We start from the raw sequence: 16,049 nt of genomic DNA on the forward strand, positions 1-16,049 counted from the left end.
ATATATTCATAGTGATTTCAGGTCAACTGATTATTCCCGACGTTAATGTGGTCGCGGTGAGGAGGCAGAATGTTCCTGAGTAAGAGACCGTGGCGTAAGCCGTGTGATGCGAAGCAAAGGGATTTCTGGTTTTTTTAGTCCCTGATGGAATAAATATTCCATATTGAAAATAAATTCAGAGGTGTTAAATGAATCCCTGGCACTATGATATCCAGACTCTTGAGCGCACAGCGCGAGCGGTGCGCCGTCACATCGTCAAATTAAACGCCTACAGCCCGGCAGGAGGGCATACCGGTGCGGACCTGTCTCAGGTTGAACTGCTCACCGCACTCTATTTCCGCATTTTGAATGTCGCCCCGGATCGCATCGACGATGAGGAGCGTGACATCTACATTCAGTCCAAAGGCCACGCGGTAGGCTGCTACTACTGTGTTCTGGCGGAGGCGGGGTTTTTCCCTGTTGACTGGCTGAGCACATACCAACATGCCAATTCTCATCTTCCGGGCCATCCGGTGCGCCAGAAAACGCCAGGTATTGAACTGAACACCGGCGCGCTGGGCCACGGTTTGCCTGTCGCGGTGGGGCTGGCGCTGGCGGCGAAGAAAAGCAACAGTGCCCGTCGTATCTTCTTAATTACCGGCGATGGTGAGCTGGCAGAAGGTAGCAACTGGGAAGCCGCGCTAGCAGCGGCGCATTATGGACTGGATAACCTGGTGATCATCAATGACAAGAACAATCTCCAGTTGGCCGGACCCACGCGTGAAATCATGAACACCGATCCGCTCGCGGATAAATGGCGTGCCTTCGGCATGCAGGTCACTGAATGCCAGGGAAATGATATGGCGTCGGTCGTCAGCACCCTGGAAGGCCTGAAGCAGGAAGGGAAACCTAACGTCGTGATTGCCAATACCACAAAAGGCGCAGGTATCTCGTTTATCCAGGGGCGTCCTGAGTGGCACCACCGGGTGCCGAAAGGTGAAGAGATTGAACTGGCTCTGGAGGAGTTGAAAGATGAGTAATGCAGAACACCTCGCGAACGTCATGGTTCAGGCGTTTATCGATGCGGTAGAAAATGGCGTTGATCTGGTGCCGGTCGTCGCTGACTCAACATCCACCGCGAAAATAGGCCCCTTCATTAAGCAGTTCCCGGACAGGCTGGTCAACGTGGGGATTGCCGAACAAAGCATGGTCGGGACGGCGGCAGGACTTGCGCTCGGCGGCAAGGTTGCGGTCACCTGTAACGCGGCGCCATTCCTGATTTCCCGCGCGAATGAGCAAATCAAAGTTGACGTTTGCTACAACAATACCAACGTGAAGCTGTTTGGTCTGAATGCGGGGGCCAGCTATGGTCCGCTGGCGAGCACGCACCACGCGATTGACGATATCGCCATTATGCGTGGATTTGGCAATATCCAGATTTTCGCCCCCTCTTCGCCGCGAGAGTGTCGACAGATAATCGACTATGCCCTTGGCTACAAGGGGCCGGTGTACATTCGCATGGACGGAAAAGCGCTCCCTGAACTGCATGACGAGAGCTATCGTTTTGTGCCGGGGGCCGTAGTGACCTTGCGTGAAGGCGACTCGCTGGCGCTGGTGGCGACAGGTTCTACCGTCCACGAAATTGTTGATGCGGCCGCGTTGTTAGCCGATTCCGGTATTCAGGCGACGGTGGTAAGCGTACCGTCCATTCGTCCATGTGATACCCAGGCATTGTTAGCGGCAGTGAAAGGCTGTAAAGCGGTGATCACCGTTGAAGAGCATAATATCAACGGTGGACTGGGAAGCCTGGTGGCGGAAGTCCTGGCCGAAGCAGGCACTGGCGCGGTTTTGAAGCGCTTAGGGATCCCGGATGGTGAATACGCGGCGGCGGCTGACCGCGGCTGGATGCGCCAGCACCACGGTTTTGATGCACAGTCGATTGCGGCCCAGGCGCGGGAAATGCTTTGAGGGTTAACGCGTTGCTACGGTAACGACATGGCTATCGGAAGCGAGCCACTGTACACCCCAGATCTGGTCGAACGCCCGTAATCTCATCTGGTCATGTTGAACGTCCAGAATGTGATAGTGCATGAATCCGCAGTCTGTCTGCGATAGCCCCTGGGTTGCCTTAAAGGCGCTCTCTTTGGCGGAAAACGCCAGCGTGAGCGCCTGTTCAAAAGGGAATCCGCTCTCTGCAAGTCGTGCTTTTTCTGCCTCCGAGACGATACTGTTTGCCAGTTCTGCCGCTATCTGCGGCGTAAATACTTCCTCTCTATCCACCCCGACAGGCTGGCGGGAAACCACCGCCAGTGCGGTAGTCGCGCAGTGGCTGATGCTGCCAAACAGACCTTGCGGCCATAACGGTTGCCGTTGTTCGCCCATTCCCGGCACGTTTTTATGCCCCAACTCGCGTAGCGCATGGACGGCGGCAATACGACCAGCCAGGTGTTCGGCTTTCCGCTTACGCCCGGCATGTGCCAGTTGCGCATAATGAGGAAGCCACAGCAGATCGTGCTCGTGGAAGGTGTCCGGTTCGAAGGTCACACAATGCAACGTGTGGTGAGCCAGAGTGAGAAGGGAGTGAGTTGTCTGCATCGCGTCATTAAAACCAAAACCCCTCCTCCGGGTGGAGGAGGGGAGTGGGCATCAGAAGTGCGTGTTAACGCTCATGTACCACGTACGGCCCGGTTCGTTATAGGTGTACGCACCCGCGCCACGCATATAAGAAACATCGGTTGTACTGCCGGTAGTCTGGGCATTGCCTTCACGCCATAGACGTTTATCGAAGACGTTATCCACGCCGCCGGTCAGGCTGACATTTTTGGTCACGTCCCAGGTCGCGCTCAGACCCACGATGCTGTACGGGCTGATGGATTGTTTATCCGAGCCTGTCACCGGTTTACCCTGGTAATCGTATTTCTTCGGCTCTTGTTTGCCATACCAGGTAAAGGTGGATTGCAGAGAAACGTCCTGATGTACCTGCCAGCTCAGCGTTGAGTTCAGCGTGTACTCCGGAATAATCGACAGGCGTTCGCCGGTCTCTTTGTTTTTGCTCTGCAGCATGTAGGTGATGTTGTTGGTCCAGTTAACGGTGCTGCTTACCGGTACGTTCAGCGTCCCTTCCAGCCCTTCGACCACCGCTTTAGGCACGTTCTCCCACTGATAGATATCGGTGTAGGTGGTTTTGCCTTTGTTGGTAATCGATGTGCGGTCCATGGGTACCGTACCGGCTTCAATCTTGTTGCGATAATCGTTACGGAACCAGGTCACACCCGCCAGCCAGCCATCACGTTTGAATTCAAGACCAATCTCTTTGTTGACGCTGGTTTCCGCTTTCAGATCGTCGTTACCCATCATGTAGCAGCCGATGCCGGTTGCGGCGCCCGTGGCGTAACAGCCCTGGCCTTTACTGTACAGAATGTAGTTTGGGTTGGTCTGATACAGGCTTGGCGCTTTGTAAGCCCGCGCGATGCCCATCTTCAGGGTGAAATCATCGCCCAGCCCCTGTGACAGGTTTAGCGATGGACTCCAGTTGTTGCCCACGATGCTGTGGTGATCGAAACGCAGACCCGGCGTCAGCATGGTGCTGTCGGTCAGCTCCATGTTGTTCTCAGCAAACAGCGAGAAAATTTCCGCTTTCGAATACGGGCTGCGGTCGGTGCTGCTGGAGCCCGGAATTTCACCGCCCATAAAGGTTTGCGAATTGGAGAGCATATCCTTCATGCGTTGCTGGGTCCATTCGGTGCCCAGCGTCAGGTTCTGATTAACCAGGAAATCGAACGGCAGGCTGACTTCACTGTGCAGCGTGACGTCGTTCAGGTCGGCATCAACATATTTCTGTGACGCTTTCGGGTCGAAGATCCCTTCAGTTCCCCCCGCGAGGCCTTCCGGCGTACGGGAGTTGCGCGTGTGTTCGTACTGAACCCAGTTGGTGGTGGTGACGCCGTTATCCCAACCGCCGTTCCAGGTCAGAGAGTAGTTCTGGCGGTAGAGACGGTTGGTCTCTTCGCCATAGTTATCTTTCACCAGTTGGTTGGTGTTGGTGTTCTGCGTGTCCCCGGCGTACAGGTTACCCTGACGGCTGTAACCGGCTTCCAGTTCAATCGACTGCATCGGTGCGAAGTCCCAGCGCACCACGCCGTTAATGTCTTTATTGATGACGCCTTCACGACCGGCTGGCAGCGTGTCGGAATAGCTGCCGGTACGTTCAGACTGGTGACCCTGGTTGATGTTACGCGCATCGGCCTGTGTTTTATCCAGATTGCCGAACAGGCGGAAGCTGAAATCCCCGCCCAGCGGGCCATTGAGGGTAAAGTTAGTGCGTTTGGTCGCCCCTTCCTCTTTGTGTTCCGGCGCGTTGAAATAGGTGTTCCAGGAACCGTGCCACTCGTTACTGCCTTTTTTAGTGATGATATTCACCACGCCACCGGCGGCACCGTTACCGTAACGCGCGGCGGCAGGCCCGCGCAGGACTTCAATGCGTTCGATCATCTCGGGGGGGACCCACGAGGTATCGCCACGGGTATCACGCTCGCCGCGCCAGCCGAGACGCACGGAATTACGGCTGGTCACCGGTTTACCGTCGATCAGAATCAGGGTGTTTTCGGGTCCCATACCGCGAATATCAATCTGACGGTTGTTGCCGCGCTGACCGCTGGTTGAGTTACCGGTCAGGTTTACGCCAGGCATGGTACGGATGATTTCAGCGACGTCGCGAGCGGGAGGGTTTTTGCGAATTTCATCTGCGGTGATAGTCGACACTCCGGGGGCCTGCAAGTTCTGCTGGGCGGCGGTGACCACGATGGTATCTTCATGAGAGACCGCGGTGCTATCAGTTGTTTCTTCTGCCATCGCAGGCAGCGCTACCCCGTAAATCCCTAAGTTGACCAATAAGGCCAGGGAATGAATCTTCTTGTTCATTGTATTTCCTGCTTTTCTTTAGCCACGTGTACCAGACGCCTGAGATCGGTATCCGGCCCGATGTCGCCCGCCTCTGCGAAAACCCTCCATTCCAGAAAAGCCCGCAGCGCGGTTGGTTAAAAACTGTTCGCGCTTCCCACAGCGCGTCAATACGCTATTGCAAATGCAAATAGTTATCAATAATATTATCAATATATTTCATCTATTAATGAAAAAATTCACAGTAAACATGGGGTTATGACGGTGACGGCGTTAACGGTAGGCAGTGAGGCCTGGTGGCAGTCAAAAAACGGTCCGCAATGGGCGCGTGAAGCAGACGGAAATTACCGGGTGACCTTCTGGTGGCGCGACCCGCAGGGGAGTGAATTTCACTCAGCCATTCAGCGAGTCTGGGTGTATATCACCGGCGTTACCGACCATCACCAGAATGTCTTTCCTCAGACGATGCAGCGCGTTGCCGGAACGGATGTCTGGCAGTGGCAGACCGTTTTAAGCGCCAACTGGCGCGGTAGCTACTGCTTTATTCCTTCTACGCGGGACGATACGTTTGCGTCGCTGAAGGCGGATGAAGCGCTGGATCGCACGGCGCTACGCGAAGGCTGGCGACAGCTGTTACCGCAGGCGATTGCCGATCCGCTTAATCCTGTTAGCTGGAAAGGCGGGCGAGGGCACGCGGTTTCGGCGCTCGAGATGCCGCAGGCCCCTGCGCAACCGGGCTGGGACTACCCGCAAACGCCTGCGTCATCGCCGGTGGTTCTGCACTGGAACAGCGCGCGCCTGGGTAATACGCGCCGGGTGTGGGTCTTTACGACGGGCGATGCGCAACCAGGTGAACGCCCCCTGGCGGTTCTTCTCGACGGGCAATTCTGGGCGCAGAGTATGCCCGTCTGGCCCGCGCTCACTTCACTTACCCGGCGTGGTCAACTTCCACCGGCGGTGTATCTGCTTATTGATGCCATTGATACCGCGCACCGCGGTCGTGAACTGCCCTGCAATGCGGATTTCTGGCTGGCGGTTCAACACGAGTTATTGCCGCAGGTCCGGGCCATCGCGCCGTTCAGCGATCGTCCGGAACGCACGATCGTTGCGGGGCAAAGCTTTGGTGGCCTGTCATCGCTGTTTGCCGGGTTGCACTGGCCGGAACGCTTTGGCTGCGTGCTCAGCCAGTCCGGCTCTTACTGGTGGCCCCATCGCGGTGGCCACCAGGACGGACTGATTATTGAACAGCTTAACGCCGGCACGCTGTCCGCGCAGGGACTGCGGATTGTCCTCGAAGCGGGAGTCCGTGAACCGGTTATCTTCCGGGCAAATCAGGCGCTTTACGCGCAACTACAGACGACACAGCAGTCGGTTTTCTGGCGTCAGGTTGACGGCGGACATGATGCGCTTTGCTGGCGTGGCGGTCTGATGCAGGGGTTGATTGACCTCTGGAAGCCGCTGCTCTGAGCGAGCGATTTTCCACGACAGGAGTTGAGTATGGAATTCAGTAATCCCTTCGATAATCCGCAGGGACAGTTCTACATTCTGCAAAATTCGCAGCAGCAGTTTAGCCTCTGGCCACAGCACTGCGCATTACCTGCCGGCTGGCAGGTGGCGTGCGAACCGCAGTCTCAGGAAGCTTGCCAGCAGTGGCTGGCGCATCACTGGACCACGTTAATTCCCGGCCATTATGCCGTTTCTCAGGAGGCGCAATGAGCCCACGTTTACCGCTTGTCGCCGCACAGCCTGGCATCTGGATGGCCGAAAAACTCTCCACATTACCTTCCGCCTGGAGCGTCGCACACTATGTGGCATTAACTGGCGAACTGGATGCGCAGATGCTGGCGCGCGCGGTGGCCGCCGGCATGCAGCAGGCCGATACGTTACGGATGCGTTTTACCGAGGATAACGGCGACGTCTGGCAATGGGTGGATGAATCTTTTACGTTTGCCGAACCGCTGATTCTCGATCTCCGCACTGCAGCGAACCCGCATGACGCCGCGCTGGCGCTGATGCAGGCCGATCTCCAGCAAAATCTGCGCGTCGACGGCGGTAAGCCGCTGGCGCATCATCAATTGATTCAGGTCGGCGATCGCCAGTGGTACTGGTATCAGCGCTATCATCATTTACTGGTTGATGGCTTCAGTTTTCCGGCGATTACCCGCCAAATCACCGCGATTTACAGCGCATGGCGTCGGGGTGAAGCGACGCCTGATTCCCCTTTCACGCCGTTTGCCGAGGTCGTGGAAGAGTATCAGCAGTATCGCCAGAGTGAAGCCTGGCAGCGTGACGCCACGTTCTGGGCCGAGCAGCGTAAACAGCTTCCGCCACCGGCATCGCTTTCACCGACTCCGCTGACCGGGCGCGCGGCAACGTCAGAAATTTACCGTATGAAGCTGAATGCGCCACAAGGCGCGTTTCGCCACCAGGCAGCGCAACTGCCTGACGTACAGCGAACCGATCTGGCGCTGGCGCTGGTCGCGCTCTGGCTGGGACGCCTGTGCAGCCGGATGGAGTATGCGGCAGGCTTTATCTTTATGCGTCGCATGGGATCGGCGGCGCTGACCGCCACCGGACCGGTACTCAACGTGTTACCGCTGGGCGTGCGTATAGATGCCGGAGAAAGTCTGGCGGAACTGGCAAAACGACTGTCCGCGCAGCTTAAGAAAATGCGCCGTCATCAACGTTATGATGCAGAGCAAATCGTCCGCGACAGCGGACGGGTTGCGGGGGAAGAACCGCTGTTTGGCCCGGTGCTTAACGTCAAAGTCTTTGACTATCAGTTGGACATGCCGGGGGTTTCAGCGCAAACCCATACGCTGGCGACGGGGCCGGTGAACGATCTGGAACTGGCACTGTTCCCGGATGAAGAGGGTGGCCTGAGCATTGAGCTTCTCGCCAACCAGCAACGTTATGATGAAGCGACGCTCAAACAGCATGCGTCACGTCTGATGGCGCTAATCGAACAGTTTGCCGCCAACCCTGCTCTGCGCTGCGGTGATGCCGATCTGCTGCTTCCGGTTGAATATCAGCAGATTGCGCAGGTTAATGCCACGGCGGTTGATATCCCTTCCACGACGCTGAGTGCGCTGGTAGCGGAACAGGCGAGCAGAACGCCGGACGCTCCCGCGCTGGCGGATGCCCGCTATCAGTTCAGCTACCGCGAAATGCGCGAACAGGTGGTGGCGCTCGCCGGTGTGCTGCGCGAACGCGGTGTGCAACCGGGCGACAGCGTCGCGGTGGCCTTACCGCGTTCCGTATTTCTGACGCTGGCGCTGCACGGGATTGTTGAAGCCGGCGCGGCCTGGTTACCGTTAGACACCGGTTATCCGGACGATCGTCTACGGATGATGCTGGAAGATGCGCAGCCGAAGCTGCTGATCGCTACGGCGGAACAGCTATCGCGCTTTAGCGACATTCCGGGACTGGAAAGCCTCTGCTATAACGAACCGCTGGCGGCAGGCGATAGCGCGCCGCTGGGGTTATCGCAACCGCAGCATACGGCGTACATTATCTTTACCTCTGGTTCAACGGGCAGACCGAAAGGGGTGATGGTCGGGCAAACCGCCATCGTTAACCGTCTGCTGTGGATGCAAAACCAGTACGGCCTGACGGCGAAGGACGTGGTAGCGCAGAAAACGCCCTGCAGCTTTGACGTCTCGGTGTGGGAATTCTTCTGGCCGTTTATTGCCGGGGCGAAGCTGGTGATGGCTGAGCCGGAAGCACACCGCGATCCGCTTGCCATGCAGCGTTTCTTTGCCCACTACGGGGTAACGACGACCCACTTTGTGCCGTCGATGCTGGCGGCATTCGTCGCCTCGTTGACGCCAGAGAGCGCCGGTGAAAGCTGTGCAACGTTAAAGCATGTCTTTTGCAGCGGCGAAGCCTTACCCGCCGATTTATGTCGTGAGTGGGAGCAACTGACGCATGCCCCGCTGCATAATCTGTATGGTCCAACGGAGGCAGCGGTTGATGTCAGCTGGTATCCAGCCTGGGGCGATGAACTGGCAAAGGTCACCGGCAGTAGCGTACCGATTGGCTTCCCGGTGTGGAATACCGGACTGCGGATCCTGGATGCGATGATGCATCCGGTCCCCCTCGGCGTAGCGGGCGATCTCTACCTGACCGGTATCCAACTTGCTCAGGGTTACCTTGGCAGACCGGACCTCACGGCGAGTCGCTTTATCGCCGATCCGTTTGCGCCAGGAGAGCGGATGTACCGCACCGGAGACGTCGCTCGCTGGCTGGAAAACGGGGCGGTGGAGTATCTGGGACGCAGTGACGATCAGCTTAAGATCCGCGGTCAGCGTATCGAACTGGGCGAGATTGATCGTGTCATGCAGGCATTGCCTGACGTTGAGCAGGCGGTGGTTCACGCCTGTGTCTTTAATCAGGCGGCGGCAACGGGGGGCGATGCCCGCCAACTGGTAGGGTATCTGGTCTCGCAGTCAGGCCTTCCGCTCGATATTCCCACTCTCCAGGCGCAGTTGCGTGAGAAACTCCCGCTGCATATGGTACCCGTGGTGTTACTGCAACTGGCGCAACTGCCGCTCAGCGCCAACGGCAAGCTGGATCGTAAAGCGTTGCCGATGCCGGAATTAACGCCGCGTGCCAGAGGGAGAGCCCCGCAGCCGGGCAGCGAAACGACGGTGGCTCAGGCATTCAGTGAACTGCTGGGCTGTGACGTCAACGACGTTGAGGCTGATTTCTTCGCGCTGGGGGGGCATTCGCTGCTGGCTATGAAGCTGGCAGCGCAACTGAGCCGGACCTTCGCCCGTCAGGTGACGCCGGGGCAGGTCATGGTGGCCTCGACGGTGGCACAGCTGGCGGCGCTGCTGGATGCGGACGATGACGCACAGACGCAGCGTCTTGGGTTTGAAACGCTGCTGCCGCTGCGTAAAAGCGACGGCCCGACGCTGTTTTGCTTCCATCCGGCGTCGGGATTTGCCTGGCAGTTTAGCGTACTGTCGCGCTATCTCAGTCCACAGTGGTCGATTACGGGGATTCAGTCGCCGTGTCCACAGGGGCCGATGCAGACGTCAGCCAATCTGGACGCGGTCTGCGAACACCATCTGGCGACGCTCCTTGAACAACAGCCGCATGGCCCGTATTACCTGCTGGGCTATTCGCTTGGCGGCACGCTGGCGCAGGGTATTGCCGCACGTCTGCGGGCGCGGGGTGAAGCGGTCGCTTTCCTCGGTCTGCTGGATACCTGGCCGCCGGAAACGCAAAACTGGTCAGAAAAAGAGGCCAATGGACTCGACCCGGAAGTGCTGGCGGAAATTGATCGTGAGCGGGAGGCGTTTCTGGCCGCGCAGCAGGGGAACGCGTCAGGCGAATTGTTTAGCACCATTGAAGGGAATTACGCTGATGCCGTCCGCTTACTCACCAGCGCGCACAGCGTCCCCTTTGATGGCCGCGCGACGCTGTTTGTTGCCGAGCGTACTCTGCCGGATGGCGTAAGCCCGGAACGCAGCTGGGCGCCGTGGATTGCGGAGCTGGAGGTGTATCGTCAGGACTGCGCGCATGTGGAGATTATCTCCCCATCCGCCTTTGAAAATATCGGCCCTGTCATCGCCGCATGCTGTGATAAATATAAGCATAGCTGATTAATAATTCGTCTTCTAAGCATCCCTCGTAACAACGCGCCAACAACGCGTCATAGTTACGGGGGATCTTTTATTGCGATAATTCCTTGTATTAAGAATATTACCTTCAGGAGGGTAACTTCTGAATTTAGCTTTAGCCATGCATTAGTGTTTCGGAATATTATGGGGGTTTGTTACGCTGTTAGCTGGAATTAGCTTTCATGGAACATGCAACAGGACGTACAGTATGCCGTCACTTAATATTAAGCAGAGTAAAAATACGGAGTTTACTGGTTTTCCGTTGCCCCACTCTCAGAGTAATGAAATCGATTTATTAAAACTGATTGATATTTTATGGCAGGCTAAAAAACGTATTATTGCGTGTACGCTCGCGTTTGCGTGCGTGGGGTTATTCGTCACGTTTTTTTTGCCGCAGCGCTGGACCAGTGAAGCCGTGGTGACGCCTGCCGAATCAATCCAGTGGCAGGATCTGCAGAGAACGCTGACGGGATTACGTGTTCTGGACCTTGATATCAAAGTCGATCGTAGTAACACCTTCAATCTCTTTATCAAGAAATTTCAGTCGTCTTCACTACTGGAGCAATATTTACGCTCATCTCCCTATGTAATGGATCAATTAAAAGGCGCGGAAATCAATGAACTGGAATTGCATCGGGCCATCGTCGCGCTGAGTGAAAAGATGAACGCGGTGGACAGCAAGGCCGGAAAGAAAAATGAAACGGCGCTGTATACGTCCTGGGTGTTGAGTTTTACGGCACCTACCAAAGAAGAGGCACAGCAGGTTCTGGCGGGATATATCCGGTTTATTGCTGATATTGTGGTGCAGGATTCGCTGGAAAATATCCGCAATCAGCTGGAGGTCAAAACACGTTTTGAGAAAGAACGTCTGGCACTGGACCGCGTGAAACTTAAAAATCAACTGGATACCAATATTCAACGACTCAATTATTCACTGGAGATTGCCAATGCAGCCGGAATTAAAAAACCGGTTTACAGCAATGGCCAGGCGGTGAAAGACGATCCTGATTTTTCTATTTCTCTGGGCGCCGATGGGATCCAGCGAAAGCTGGAAATTGAAAAATCGGTAACGGATGTGGCTGAACTGAACGCTGAATTAAAAAACCGGCAGTATTATGTTGAGCAACTGGAATCCGTCGATATCCACGACGTGAAGTTCTCGCCGTTCAAATACCAGCTTGAGCCATCATTACCGGTGAAAAAACAGGGGCCGGGTAGAACGATCGTGGTCGTGTTGGCGGCAATCATGGGAGGAATTACGGCCTGTGCTGGCGTGCTTCTCCAGCATGCGATGGTCGCGCGTAAAATGGATGACGCCACTGTCAAAGAACGTCTGGTCTGACAGACGGCCGGAAGGTTCAGTACCTTCCGGCGATCGGTTAACGACGGCCCAGCGGCACCACCAGCGGTGTGCCCGCTACCGGATCGTCGATAATCATGCAGCGTAACCCATAGATTTTCTCAATCAATTCCGCCGTGACGATCTCCTTTGGTGCCCCCTCAGCGACTATTTTTCCTTCCCGCAACGCGATCAAATGGGTGGCGTAGCGGCAGGCCTGGTTGAGGTCATGCAGCACGGCGGCGAGGGTATAGCCTTTCTCGCGGTTCAGTTCGCTCAGTAATTCCAGCAGATCAATCTGATGGCTGATATCAAGCCAGGTCGTCGGTTCATCGAGCAGCATGATCGACGTTTCCTGCGCCAGCACCATCGCTATCCATGCGCGCTGGCGCTGACCGCCGGACAGCGTATCCACGCTTTGACCGGCCAGATGCGTAATGCCGGTGGCGCGCATTGCCTGCGTCACGGCATCTTCATCTTCTTTACGCCAGCGAGTAAAAAGCGGTTGATGCGGATAGCGTCCGCGCGCCACCAGTTCCTGCACGGTGATATCGCCCGGCGTCGTGGCATTTTGCGCCAGCAGGCCGATGCGCCGGGCCACTTCTTTACTCGGGTAACGTTGGATAGGCTCGCCGTCCAGCCAGACGTGACCGTTCGTCGGCGTCATCAGCCGACTGAGGGTCCGCAAGAGCGTCGATTTCCCGCAGCCGTTTGGCCCGATAATGGCCGTGAAATGACCATCGGGAATGGTGACGTTAAGGTCTTCGGCAACGGTGAATTTTCCATAACCCAGCGTTAACTGGTCGCCACGCAAACGGGCTACTGATTCGGTCATTTTTTGCGGGACTCCTGAATTAACAAGGCGATAAGGTAAATACCGCCGATGCTCACGGTGACTACACCCACCGGAAGCTGATAAGGCATAAACAGTTGCTGCGCGCACAGATCGGCCGCCAGCAGTAATAGCGCGCCGCAGAGTGCGGCCTGGGTTAATCCCCAACGCGCGGTGCCGCTCAGGCGACGGGCGATATGTGGCGCAACCAGCGCGATAAAGGAAATGGGGCCGGCCAGTGCGGTGGCTGCCGCGGTTAATGCCACGGCGACCAGCATCATGGCGAGTCTCGAGCGCTCCACGCTGACGCCCAGCGCGCAGGCGCTGTCATCACCCATCTCCAGCAGACGCATGCGGCGCACCAGCAGTCCGGCACCTACCAGCATGAGGATAATGATCGGTGCGGAAGGCCAGGTTTTCGCCCAGGTCAGGCCGTTAAGCGACCCGGCGTTCCACAATCCGGCGGTCAGTGCAGTGTCCAGCGAAGCCTTCAACAACAGCCAGGTGTTAAACGCAAACAGCATGGCGCGAATGCCGATGCCGATAATGATCAGGCGGAAGGTTTCAATACCGTTGCGCCAGGCCAGCAGCCAGACTACCAGCGACGTCAGAATACCGCCGGCCATCGCCGCCAGCGCGATAGCGGTCAGATGCTGACCAAACAGCACCATTGCGACCAGCACGCCGCTCCAGGCTCCGGTATTAAAGCCCATCACGTCCGGGCTGCCGAGCGGGTTGCGCATCAGGGACTGAAAAATCGCGCCGCTGACGCCGAGTGCCGCGCCAATCAGCAGCGCCATCAACACGCGCGGCAGGCGCCATTCGGTCACGACCATCGTCAGACTGCGCGGCGCATCGCCGGTTAAGGCGGCAATAATTTGAGGAATTTCCAGCGGCACGGCACCGCTACGCAGGCCCCAGAGTGCGAAGAACAGGCAGCCGACCGTCAGTAACAGGCACGCTACCAGCAGGCGACGCGATACGTACATCATGCGGCACCTCGCGGACGACGACGAACCAGAAAGATCAGTACCGGGGCGCCAATAAAGGCGCTCACTACCGACACGCGCAGCTCGCCGGGAACAATCAGGCGGCCAATGATATCGGCAAAAAGCAGCAGAACAGGAGTGGCGATCAGCGTCACGGGGAGCGACCAGCGGTGATCGGCGCCGACCAGCCAGCGCGACATGTGCGGCATCATCAGGCCGATAAACGCAATCGGTCCGACAATCGCCGTGGCGCTGCCGCATAAGACGGTGATGGCTAGCAGGCCGATGAGCTGCGTGCGTGCGACTTTGCTGCCAAGCGCCGTGGCGGTATCACTTCCCAGACTCAGGCTGTTCAGCGCCCGGCTGAGCATCAGCGCGGTGGCACCGGCAATCAGTACCGGCACAATAACCACTTTGAGCGTTTGCAGGTTGCGGATATCCAGTGAACCGGCCTGCCAGTAGCGAAGACTATCGTAGACGTCCGGGTTTAACAGGGAGATACCGCTGGTGAGACCTTCCAGAACGGCGGCGAGCGCAACACCCGCCAGCGTCAGGCGCACCGGACTTAACTGACCGCCGCCCTGGCTGCCGGTAAATGCCACAACCAGCGATGCCACCAGCGCGCCGATAAAGGCCATCACCAGTTGTTCCTGCGGTGTGGAAAAGCCGAACAGCGCCGCGCCCAACACAATGGCAAAACTGGCTCCAGCGTTCACGCCAAGCAGACCCGGGTCGGCCAGCGGATTACGGGTGAGCGTTTGCATCAACGCGCCAGCAAGTCCCAACGCACCGCCCGCCAGCAGTCCCGCCAGCGTTCGCGGCAGACGGGCATCCAGCACGATAGTGCAATCAGCACTTTGACAGGTACCGGTGAGCGCTTGTGCAACCACGGAGATGGGCAAGGATTTTGCGCCGATGATCAGACTTAATGCCGTGGCGATAACCAGTAATAACAACAATCCGGGCACGGCAATGGCACGCGTCACGGAAACAGAACATGACATATCAACTTCCCTGATAATGATAGTAATTATCGTTATCGATCTTATTTGATTATGTTAGCATGTGCAGCCATTGAATGGATAATGAAAAAAAGATCGCATTAAGGCGTTGTAATGAATCGACAATCCTGGCTGCTCAACCTCAGTTTGCTGAAGACACACCCGGCATTTCGCGCTGTCTTCCTCGCCCGTTTTATCTCTATTGTCTCGCTCGGACTGCTCGGCGTTGCGGTTCCCGTACAGATCCAGATGATGACGCATTCCACCTGGCAGGTGGGTCTCTCGGTGACGCTGACCGGCAGCGCGATGTTTGTCGGGCTAATGGTAGGCGGCGTACTGGCCGATCGCTATGAACGCAAAAAAGTGATCCTGCTGGCACGCGGCACCTGTGGCATTGGCTTCATCGGCCTGTGTCTGAACGCGATGCTGCCAGAACCCTCACTGATCGCCATTTATCTGCTGGGCCTGTGGGACGGCTTTTTTGCCTCGCTGGGCGTGACGGCATTGCTGGCGGCGACGCCTGCGCTGGTGGGACGTGAAAATCTGATGCAGGCAGGGGCAATTACCATGCTGACCGTACGTCTGGGCTCGGTGATTTCGCCTATGCTGGGCGGACTGCTGCTCGCCACCGGTGGCGTGGTCTGGAACTACGGTCTGGCGGCGGCGGGCACTTTTATCACCTTACTGCCGCTGTTGAGCCTTCCGGCGCTGCCGCCTCCACCACAGCAACGTGAACATCCGCTGAAATCGCTGCTGGCGGCGTTTCGCTTTCTGCTTGCCAGTCCGCTGATCGGCGGCATTGCGCTGCTTGGCGGTCTGCTGACGATGGCAAGCGCCGTGCGCGTGCTCTATCCGGCGCTGGCAATTAACTGGCAGATGTCGGCGGCGCAGATTGGCATGCTGTACGCCGCTATTCCGCTCGGGGCGGCGATTGGCGCACTCACCAGCGGGCAACTGGCGCACAGCGTGCGTCCGGGATTGATCATGCTGGCCTCGAGCGTGGGGGCGTTTCTGGCGATTGGCGTGTTTGCCCTGATGCCTGTCTGGGGGTTAGGAGTGGTCTGTCTGGCGCTGTTCGGCTGGCTGAGCGCCATCAGCTCGCTGTTGCAGTACACGATGCTGCAAACGCAGACGCCGGAAAATATGTTAGGGCGCATCAACGGTCTGTGGACAGCGCAGAACGTCACGGGAGATGCCATCGGTGCGGCGTTGTTAGGCGGTCTGGGAGCCGTCATGACGCCGGTGGCTTCAGCGAGCGTTAGCGGTTTCGGCCTGGTCATTGTGGGACTGCTACTACTGCTGTTGCTCAGTGAGTTACGTCGATTCCGGCAGACGCCGCCGGAACCGGCATAATGTGAGGCAGGCCAGATAAGGCGTTAACCG

At 57.3% G+C, this 16,049-nt stretch carries 12 protein-coding genes; 7 read left to right on the forward strand and 5 right to left on the reverse strand.

Going from position 1 to position 16,049, the window contains the following annotated elements; translation table 11 throughout:
* Positions 1–188 precede the first annotated feature (188 nt).
* Positions 189–1,019: a transketolase gene (locus ACERJC_RS01635; protein ID WP_152405546.1), complete on the forward strand. Its 831-nt coding sequence runs from the start codon at positions 189–191 to the stop codon at positions 1,017–1,019.
* The gene (locus tag ACERJC_RS01640) at positions 1,012–1,947 is read left to right on the forward strand and encodes a transketolase family protein (RefSeq protein WP_152405545.1); all 936 of its coding nucleotides are present in this window, start codon (positions 1,012–1,014) and stop codon (positions 1,945–1,947) included. Before ACERJC_RS01635 ends, ACERJC_RS01640 begins: the two co-directional genes overlap by 8 nt.
* A 3-nt stretch (positions 1,948–1,950) precedes the next feature.
* Here ACERJC_RS01640 and entD read toward each other — a convergent pair whose 3' ends face one another.
* Together entD and ACERJC_RS01650 are read right to left on the reverse strand one after the other, a co-directional pair.
* Positions 1,951–2,574 (reverse strand): enterobactin synthase subunit EntD, encoded by a 624-nt coding sequence (entD, locus tag ACERJC_RS01645; protein WP_373670887.1) that lies wholly within the window; start codon positions 2,572–2,574, stop codon positions 1,951–1,953.
* A 51-nt stretch (positions 2,575–2,625) separates the two neighbouring features.
* Positions 2,626–4,899, reverse strand: coding sequence for a TonB-dependent siderophore receptor (locus tag ACERJC_RS01650; RefSeq protein ID WP_373670888.1), 2,274 nt, complete (start codon positions 4,897–4,899; stop codon positions 2,626–2,628).
* 243 nt (positions 4,900–5,142) lie between these two features.
* Between ACERJC_RS01650 and fes the strand changes: the two genes are divergently transcribed.
* From fes to wzz(fepE), 4 genes are all read left to right on the forward strand, one after another.
* A complete protein-coding gene (fes, locus tag ACERJC_RS01655) occupies positions 5,143–6,345 on the forward strand; it encodes an enterochelin esterase (protein WP_178823980.1) in 1,203 nt (400 codons plus the stop codon).
* 30 nt (positions 6,346–6,375) lie between these two features.
* A complete protein-coding gene (locus ACERJC_RS01660) occupies positions 6,376–6,594 on the forward strand; it encodes an MbtH family protein (RefSeq protein WP_373670889.1) in 219 nt (72 codons plus the stop codon).
* A complete protein-coding gene (gene entF / locus ACERJC_RS01665; protein WP_373670890.1) occupies positions 6,591–10,487 on the forward strand; it encodes an enterobactin non-ribosomal peptide synthetase EntF in 3,897 nt (1,298 codons plus the stop codon). Before ACERJC_RS01660 ends, entF begins: the two co-directional genes overlap by 4 nt.
* Positions 10,488–10,713: 226 nt before the next feature.
* The gene (gene wzz(fepE) / locus ACERJC_RS01670; protein ID WP_373670891.1) at positions 10,714–11,847 is read left to right on the forward strand and encodes an LPS O-antigen length regulator Wzz(fepE); all 1,134 of its coding nucleotides are present in this window, start codon (positions 10,714–10,716) and stop codon (positions 11,845–11,847) included.
* Positions 11,848–11,884: 37 nt separating this feature from the next.
* Here the strand turns inward: wzz(fepE) and fepC are convergent, their stop codons facing one another.
* The 3 genes from fepC to fepD are packed head-to-tail and all read right to left on the reverse strand — an operon-like array spanning position 11,885 to position 14,669.
* A complete protein-coding gene (fepC, locus tag ACERJC_RS01675; protein ID WP_371895740.1) occupies positions 11,885–12,679 on the reverse strand; it encodes an iron-enterobactin ABC transporter ATP-binding protein in 795 nt (264 codons plus the stop codon).
* Positions 12,676–13,668, reverse strand: coding sequence for an iron-enterobactin ABC transporter permease (gene fepG, locus ACERJC_RS01680; protein ID WP_286632656.1), 993 nt, complete (start codon positions 13,666–13,668; stop codon positions 12,676–12,678). The genes fepC and fepG overlap by 4 nt, the downstream gene beginning before the upstream one ends.
* The gene (gene fepD / locus ACERJC_RS01685; RefSeq protein ID WP_152405536.1) at positions 13,665–14,669 is read right to left on the reverse strand and encodes a Fe(3+)-siderophore ABC transporter permease; all 1,005 of its coding nucleotides are present in this window, start codon (positions 14,667–14,669) and stop codon (positions 13,665–13,667) included. The genes fepG and fepD overlap by 4 nt, the downstream gene beginning before the upstream one ends.
* Positions 14,670–14,780: 111 nt before the next feature.
* Here fepD and entS point away from each other — a divergent pair, with 111 nt between their 5' ends.
* Positions 14,781–16,019 (forward strand): enterobactin transporter EntS, encoded by a 1,239-nt coding sequence (gene entS, locus ACERJC_RS01690; protein WP_371895743.1) that lies wholly within the window; start codon positions 14,781–14,783, stop codon positions 16,017–16,019.
* Positions 16,020–16,049: the final 30 nt, after the last annotated feature.

Source organism: Citrobacter telavivensis (genome assembly GCF_041807075.1).
GTDB lineage: Bacteria > Pseudomonadota > Gammaproteobacteria > Enterobacterales > Enterobacteriaceae > Citrobacter_A > Citrobacter_A telavivensis.

Excerpts from the sequence above, each read along its gene's own strand:
- ACERJC_RS01635 (WP_152405546.1), top strand. The coding sequence starts at position 189 with ATGAATCCCTGGCACTATGATATCCAGACTCTTGAGCGCACAGCGCGA.
- ACERJC_RS01640 (WP_152405545.1), top strand. The coding sequence starts at position 1,012 with ATGAGTAATGCAGAACACCTCGCGAACGTCATGGTTCAGGCGTTTATC.
- entD (WP_373670887.1), bottom strand. The coding sequence starts at position 2,574 with ATGCAGACAACTCACTCCCTTCTCACTCTGGCTCACCACACGTTGCAT.
- ACERJC_RS01650 (WP_373670888.1), bottom strand. The coding sequence starts at position 4,899 with ATGAACAAGAAGATTCATTCCCTGGCCTTATTGGTCAACTTAGGGATT.
- ACERJC_RS01660 (WP_373670889.1), top strand. The coding sequence starts at position 6,376 with ATGGAATTCAGTAATCCCTTCGATAATCCGCAGGGACAGTTCTACATT.
- entF (WP_373670890.1), top strand. The coding sequence starts at position 6,591 with ATGAGCCCACGTTTACCGCTTGTCGCCGCACAGCCTGGCATCTGGATG.
- fepC (WP_371895740.1), bottom strand. The coding sequence starts at position 12,679 with ATGACCGAATCAGTAGCCCGTTTGCGTGGCGACCAGTTAACGCTGGGT.
- fepG (WP_286632656.1), bottom strand. The coding sequence starts at position 13,668 with ATGATGTACGTATCGCGTCGCCTGCTGGTAGCGTGCCTGTTACTGACG.
- fepD (WP_152405536.1), bottom strand. The coding sequence starts at position 14,669 with ATGTCATGTTCTGTTTCCGTGACGCGTGCCATTGCCGTGCCCGGATTG.
- entS (WP_371895743.1), top strand. The coding sequence starts at position 14,781 with ATGAATCGACAATCCTGGCTGCTCAACCTCAGTTTGCTGAAGACACAC.